Annotated in this window: 1 pseudogene; it reads right to left on the minus strand. The window is 80.2% G+C overall.

The window, feature by feature from the left end:
- Positions 1–520 (minus strand): annotated as a pseudogene (locus tag HW577_RS26315) (hypothetical protein); the annotation flags it as partial.

Here is a 520-nt window from a genome sequence, read left to right on the forward strand (position 1 = left end):
TGTCGCGCGCCTGCGCGGCCGTCCCTGCGGGCAGGCCGAGCGCGTCGAGCAGCGCGCGCAGCGTGCCCTCCGGCACCGCGTGGCGCGTGCCGGCGATGTCGTGCCAGGCGGTGTCGATGCCCGCTTCGCGCGCGAGCTCCCCCAGCAGCGACGGATTGGCCGCGGCGGGCGGCCGTGGCGCCGGCGCGTCCTCGCCGAACCAGGCGACGCTGCGCGGCGCGAGGGCGTGCGTCCCGTCCGCCATGCCGGTCCGTGCCGGGTCACCGCTGTCGGCCAGGAGCCGCCAGCGATGGCCGGGCCGTGGTGGCGGCAGAGACAGCGTCGCCGGCGCATCGCCGCCCTGGATCGCGACCAGCGCGCGGTCCCCCGCCGCGTGCAGCAGCATCGCCAGGCCGCGCGCACCGGGATCGGCCCAGTCCCCGTGCCGCATCGGCGCGCCGTCCAGTCGCAGCCAGGCAACGTCGGCCGCGCCGGTCGCGTCGGCCGCGCCCGTCAGCGGCGCCGCGCCGTGCAGCGCGGG

It is taken from the genome of Neoroseomonas rubea (genome assembly GCF_016106015.1).
GTDB classification, from domain to species: domain Bacteria; phylum Pseudomonadota; class Alphaproteobacteria; order Acetobacterales; family Acetobacteraceae; genus Neoroseomonas; species Neoroseomonas rubea.